Here is a 5,566-nt window from a genome sequence, read left to right on the forward strand (position 1 = left end):
CGCCTGCACGACGACTACGTCGCCTGGTGCGCCGCCCTGGAGGAGCAGCTCCACCGCGACGGCATCGTGTCGTTCCCCGTCGGGCCCCTGACGCAGGCCGACGCCGGGGCCCGCAAACTCGGAAAGGGGGTGGCGTGATGACCGACGCACCGCGCCAACTTCACCTCAACCTCGTGCTGCTCGCGGACGGGGCGCACGTCGCCGGCTGGCGGCACAACAAAAGCCCCGACTCGTTCACCGACATCGACCACTTCGTCGAGCTGGCGCGGATCGCCGAGCGCGGCACATTCGACGCGCTGTTCCGCGGGGACAACCATGGCGCCATCCACAGCGAGCACGGCCGGCGCAACTGGCACGCGCTCGAACCGGTCTCGCTGCTCGCCGCGATCAGCCAGCGCACCGAGCGCATCGGGCTGATCGGCACCCGCTCGGCGATCTTCGGCACGCCGTTCGAGGTTGCCCGCCAGTTCGCCTCCCTCGACCACATCACCGCCGGCCGGGCGGGCTGGAACATCGTCACCAGTTGGGCGCCCGAGACCGCCACGGCCTTCGGAGTGGGCGCGGAGCCAGGCGAGGAGGAGCGATACCGCTGGGCGGGGGAGTTCGTCGAGGCGGTCCTGCGCCTGTGGGAGAGCCTCGACCCGGACGCGGTGGTCGCCGACCTGGCGACCGGCCGGTTCCTGGACGAGACGAAGGTCCACGAGGTCGACGTCCGCGGGCGGTACTTCTCGGTGCGAGCCACTCTGGGCTCGCCCCGCACGCCCCAGGGCAGGCCCGTGCTCTTCCAGGCCGGAGCGTCCCCGCGGCACCGGCAGTACGCCGCGCGCTGGGCGGACGGGCTGTTCACGGTCCAGCGCACGCTCGCCGGCGCGCGCAGCTTCTACGCCGACGTGAAGGCGCTCGCCGCCGGTCACGGCCGTCGTCCCGAGGACGTGCTGGTGCTGCCCGGGCTCGAGGTGACGGTGGGCTCGACCGAACAGGAGGCCCGCGCCCGCCGGGACGGGCTCAACGAGCTGTACGGCATGGAACATCTGGTGGAGAAGATCGCCGAGCGGCTGTTCGTCCCGGCGGACCTGCTGAAGCTGGACGCCCCGCTGCCGTACGAGCAGATCGAGGCGTTCACCCCGCCGTCGCGGGCCAGGCCGTTTCGCGACCAGGTCCTCGCGCACGCCCGCGAGCGGAACCTGACGGTGCGGGAGCTGATCGCGGACAACCCCGGCGGTCACCTCTCGATTGTGGGCAGCCCGGAGCAGATCGCGGATCATCTTCAGGCGTGGTTCGTCGAGCGGGGCGCCGACGGCTTCAACATCTTCGTCGACACCGCACCCGAGGGCCTGGAACTGTTCGTCGACCACGTCGTGCCGATCCTGCGCCGGCGCGGGATCTTCCGTCACGAGTATCCCGGGCGGACCCTGCGCGACATCCTCGGTGTCGGCGGGCCGGGCCCGGCCTAGAAGAAGGCGCCCGGGGGCGGCAGTGTCCCGTTGAGTTCGTGGTCGCCGATCAGGCGCAGTTTGTAGGAACGGGGATTGTGCGAGGAGAGGGTGCGGATGTTGCGCCAGTGCCGGTCGAGCTGCGGCCCGCGACGCACGCTCGAGGCGCTGCCGGCGTCGAACACCAGCGACGCGGTGTCCGTGCCGATCCGGTCGACGACCGTCTTCGCCTTCGCGGCCGCGAACATCGCCCGTGCCCGAGCGTCGTCCTCGCGGCCGTGACCGTGGCCGAGCGCCGCGTGCGCGGCCGCGAGCTCGACGGCGGCGGCGGCCACGATCGATGTCGCGGCGAAGCTGTTGGCCGCGATCTCCCCGACCGTCTCCTGCACCGTCGGTTCGTGCCGGGGTTCCTCGGCCAGGCCGTGGCGGAAGTTGCGGGAGCGCCGCGCGACGAGTTCGAGGACGTCGAGCCGGATGTTCTCGACGATCCCCGCGACGATGGTCGTCAGATAGAGCTGGGAGAAGGTCGGGCTCAGCGCCCGTCCCGGGTCGGTCGCGTCGCCGAACGGGAGGAGTTCGGTCTCGTGGACGCGGACATCGTGGAACTCCGTGGTGCCCGAACCGGTGAATCGCTGGCCCATGCCATCCCAGTCGTCGAGGTGCACGACGCCCTCGCGGCGGGCGGGAACGATCGCGTTGACCAGGGTGCCGTCCTCGGTTGCGGCGATCACTACGATCCGGTCCGCGTACATGTTGCCCGTGCTGTAGTACTTGCTTCCCGCCAGCAGGTAGCCGTCGCCGGCCCGGACCAGCTTCGTCGAGGTGCCGATGACGCCCGCCCGAGGGGTGGACAACTCGCTTGCCGCCGACCCGAACAGCTCACCGGCGACGACCCGGTCGAGCCAGCCGTCGCGTGCCCCGCCGGGCGGCTGGCGCATCAGCGACTCCACGAACCCGAAATGGTTGCGCAGTGACTGGGCCAGATTGGGGTCAGCCGTGCCGAGTCTGCGCACGACGTCGAAGAAGGCGGCCAGGCCGAGGCCCCGTCCACCGGAGGCGACCGGCATCCGCAGCGTGCCGACTCCCCACCGGCGCAGCCGGTCCATCTCCGCGAAGGGCGGCCGGTCCTGGGCCTCCCGCTCGGCAGCCCCGGCGGCAATCTCGGCCAGCAGGTAGTCGAGACCCGCAAGCTGCGCACTTCCGGTGGGAGCACTCTCGGTGGGCGTACTCTCGGTCGGCGCACTCTCGGTGGGCGTATTTCCGGTCGGCGCGCTCTCGGTGGGCGCACCCTCGGTTGCCGGTGTCTCGAGCGCCGCTGCCGTCGCGGCCGGGCCAGGACTCATGGCACGTCTCCCGTCTCTCCGGCGCAAATCCTACTATACCGATCAGGTTTAGCGATTATCGCCAGTGAAATGTTGATCTCCTAGAATGTCGGTGACGGGCCACAGGTGCGTCGCACGCTTCCGACCCGATGCAGGCGGCATGAAGATTTCGGCGCGAACCGATTACGCACTGCGAGCCGTCATCGAGCTCGCGGCCGCCCACCCCCAACGCCGCTCGGCGCCGGAGATCGCTGAGCAGCAGCAGATCCCCCGCCAGTTCCTCGACAGCGTCCTCGGCGACCTGCGTCGAGCCGGCCTGGTGGCGAGCCAGCGCGGGGTGGGAGGCGGGTTCTGGCTGTGCCGACCGGGGGACGAGATCACCCTGGCTGACGTCATCCAGGCCGCGGACGGGCCGGTGACCACCGTGCGCGGCGAGCTCCCGCAGGATCTCGCCTACGAGGGGACGGCGGTGCCGCTGCAGAAGGTCTGGATCGCCATGCGCGCCGGCCTCACCAGGCTCCTGGAGTCGGTGACGGTCGCGGACGTGGCGCGGGACCAGCTTCCCGCCGAGGTGCTCGACACCGCCGCGAGCCGGTCGGCCTGGCGGTAGCACGCCGGAGCCGAGGCCGCGCGCACGCCCCGGATCGGCCGGGCGCCAGGGTGTCCTCGGGTGGTGGACCGCGATGACGCGAGGGCGGCGATGACGCGAGGGCGGCGATGACGCGAGGGCGGCGATGGCGACCTACCGGATCACGTCCCACGACACGGGCCCGCAAACAGATCGCAACTCGCCCCGCGCCCTAGCCGCCGAGATGCGCCAGGATGTCGGACACGTCGGGTTGGGGATGGCTCTCGCCCGCGGTCACGTGGGCCTCCAGGACGTTTCCCGGCGGCGGCGCGGGAGCCGGAATGCGGTCGTTGAACGCGGCCAGCGGGAGCACGGCGCGATTGAAGTCGAGCACCGTCGTGTTGTCGTCGTCGGGCGCGGGAATGCGCAGAAACCGGAAAGGGAAACGGTTCCGTCGCGACAGGTCGACGAAGACGGCGTGCAGCTCGCCCTGCAGCAGTGGGCTCACCGCGAGCCACGTCGTGCTGCCGTTCAGGCTGAACTCGACCCGGCCGACCAGGGTGAGAGTTATCGTGCCGGACTTGGTGCTGGGGACCTCGACCGGGACGCTGTCACCGTCGGGCCACGGCCGGAAGACGGCGGGAACAACCCAGTCCGGATGCGGCTCGAAGACCTCCATCGCACCGTGCGAGACCCGGATCTCGCCCTCCTCGACCTGGCTCAGGCCCTGGCCGTACATGCCCTCCTGGCCCAGCAGCGTCTTCTGCTGGTCGGTGAGACCGGCGTAGGAACCCAGACCCCGCAGCGGGGTGTCGAGAACCACCCGGCGCAGGGCCCCCGGCGCGGGCCGGGTCGCGGCCCCGGCCTCACTCAGTTTGTTGAGTGGGTTGGCCCAGGAAAGACCGGCCACATCGGACGAGGTGGCCGAACGGTACGCCCGGCCGCGACACAGACTGGAAAGCGGGCCGAACGGGGCGGTAAGCGCCTCCACCCGCCGGGCGTGCCAGCGTTCCCACTCTTCGGTGAATCCCATGACCGGTCTCGCCCTCGTCGCATCGGTACAGCTCAGCCTATGTGAGGTGGCTGGCAGCCGGGGCACCAGAACAGGTTGCGGCCGGCCAGGCTGGTGGTCAGCACCGCGGTGGCGCAGATCAGGCAGGGCTGGCCGGCGCGGCGGTAGACGTAGACCTCGCCACCGTGATCGTCGACGCGTGGCGGGCGGCCCATAGCCTCGGGGGTGTGCTCCGGGCGCACGGTGTCGATCCGGCCGGTCCGCACCCCGTCGGCCATCAGCGTGACCAGGTCGGCCCAGATGGCCGCCCACCGCCGCCGGGTCAGGTCCCGGCCGGGCATCAGTGGGTCGATGCCGGCCCGGAACAGCACCTCGGCCCGGTAGATGTTGCCCGGGCCGGCCACCACCGTCTGGTCGAGCAGGAGGACGGCGATCGGGGCGCGGCTGCGTTCGATCCGTCGCCAGGCCAGGTCCGGGTCGGCGTCGCCGCGCAGCGGGTCGGGGCCGAGCCGGTCGCGCAGCGTCTTCACCCCGCCGGGTTCCAACAGTTCGCAGGCGTTGGGGCCGCGCAGGTCGGCGTATCCGGTGTCCGCGGTCAGCCGCAGGCGGACGGCGCCGGTCGGCACGGGAACTGGCAGGGGGCCGACGGAGTAGGTGCCGTAGATACCGAGGTGCACGTGCAGGACCTGGTCGTGGTCGAACCGCAGGAGCAGATGCTTGCCGAGTGCCTCGGCGTCGGTGAGCAGCCGCCCGTCCAGCCGGCGCGATCCCTCGGCGAAGCGGCCCTGGGGGCTTGCCACCGCCACCGGCCGGCCGGCGAACATCCGCTGGTGAACCGCGGCCAACCTGTGCACAGTGTGACCTTCGGGCATAGTCGGGCGAGCATACTGCCGCGGCTCGGCGCTCGGGCCGCGCCGGACAGGAGGCCGCGGAGAGCTCGCCCGCAATCCCCTGCCGGACGATCCCCGCCCGCTGTTCCCGCCACGGCACCCAGCCGATCCGACGCTCCCGTCGCGTTTCCGCGCCATGAGGAATCGGTATCCCTGCTCCGACGATCGGCCACCGCTGACCTCGGTGGTCGCCTGGGGTGAACCACCCGTCGGCTGCGAGGGGACCATGCGAACACGTTGTCGGGTTCGGGTTCGGGTTCAGGATCGGTGGCGCGATCACACGCGCTGGCGGTGGGTGCGTGGTGGTGGGTGAGCCGACGGCGGCCGGGGTGGGCCGGGAG

Annotated in this window: 5 protein-coding genes; 2 read left to right on the forward strand and 3 right to left on the reverse strand. The window is 71.5% G+C overall.

Annotated elements, in window-relative coordinates; genetic code table 11:
• Positions 1–137: 137 nt before the first annotated feature.
• Positions 138–1,454 carry an NtaA/DmoA family FMN-dependent monooxygenase gene (locus NBZ85_RS26855; RefSeq protein WP_261558140.1) on the forward strand — a complete coding sequence of 439 codons (1,317 nt, stop codon included), beginning with the start codon at positions 138–140 and terminating at the stop codon, positions 1,452–1,454.
• Here the strand turns inward: NBZ85_RS26855 and NBZ85_RS26860 are convergent.
• Positions 1,451–2,776: an acyl-CoA dehydrogenase family protein gene (locus tag NBZ85_RS26860; protein WP_261562837.1), complete on the reverse strand. Its 1,326-nt coding sequence runs from the start codon at positions 2,774–2,776 to the stop codon at positions 1,451–1,453. The two genes, NBZ85_RS26855 and NBZ85_RS26860, sit on opposite strands and share 4 nt — an antisense overlap.
• Before the next feature lie 139 nt (positions 2,777–2,915).
• On the opposite strand from NBZ85_RS26860, the gene NBZ85_RS26865 reads away from it, so the two are divergent.
• Entirely contained in the window at positions 2,916–3,365 is a 450-nt protein-coding gene (locus tag NBZ85_RS26865) for an RrF2 family transcriptional regulator (protein WP_261558142.1), read from the forward strand.
• 190 nt (positions 3,366–3,555) lie between these two features.
• Here NBZ85_RS26865 and NBZ85_RS26870 read toward each other — a convergent pair whose 3' ends face one another.
• Entirely contained in the window at positions 3,556–4,356 is an 801-nt protein-coding gene (locus NBZ85_RS26870) for a DUF1684 domain-containing protein (protein WP_261558093.1), read from the reverse strand.
• A 32-nt stretch (positions 4,357–4,388) separates the two neighbouring features.
• Positions 4,389–5,207, reverse strand: a complete 819-nt coding sequence (locus NBZ85_RS26875; protein ID WP_261562838.1) for an Fpg/Nei family DNA glycosylase — start codon at positions 5,205–5,207, stop codon at positions 4,389–4,391.
• Positions 5,208–5,566 lie beyond the last annotated feature (359 nt).

Origin of the sequence: Frankia tisae (assembly GCF_025403405.1) — a bacterium.
GTDB classification, from domain to species: domain Bacteria; phylum Actinomycetota; class Actinomycetes; order Frankiales; family Frankiaceae; genus Frankia; species Frankia tisai.

Excerpts from the sequence above, each read along its gene's own strand:
- NBZ85_RS26870 (WP_261558093.1), bottom strand. The coding sequence starts at position 4,356 with ATGGGATTCACCGAAGAGTGGGAACGCTGGCACGCCCGGCGGGTGGAG.
- NBZ85_RS26865 (WP_261558142.1), top strand. The coding sequence starts at position 2,916 with ATGAAGATTTCGGCGCGAACCGATTACGCACTGCGAGCCGTCATCGAG.
- NBZ85_RS26855 (WP_261558140.1), top strand. The coding sequence starts at position 138 with ATGACCGACGCACCGCGCCAACTTCACCTCAACCTCGTGCTGCTCGCG.
- NBZ85_RS26860 (WP_261562837.1), bottom strand. The coding sequence starts at position 2,776 with ATGAGTCCTGGCCCGGCCGCGACGGCAGCGGCGCTCGAGACACCGGCA.
- NBZ85_RS26875 (WP_261562838.1), bottom strand. The coding sequence starts at position 5,207 with ATGCCCGAAGGTCACACTGTGCACAGGTTGGCCGCGGTTCACCAGCGG.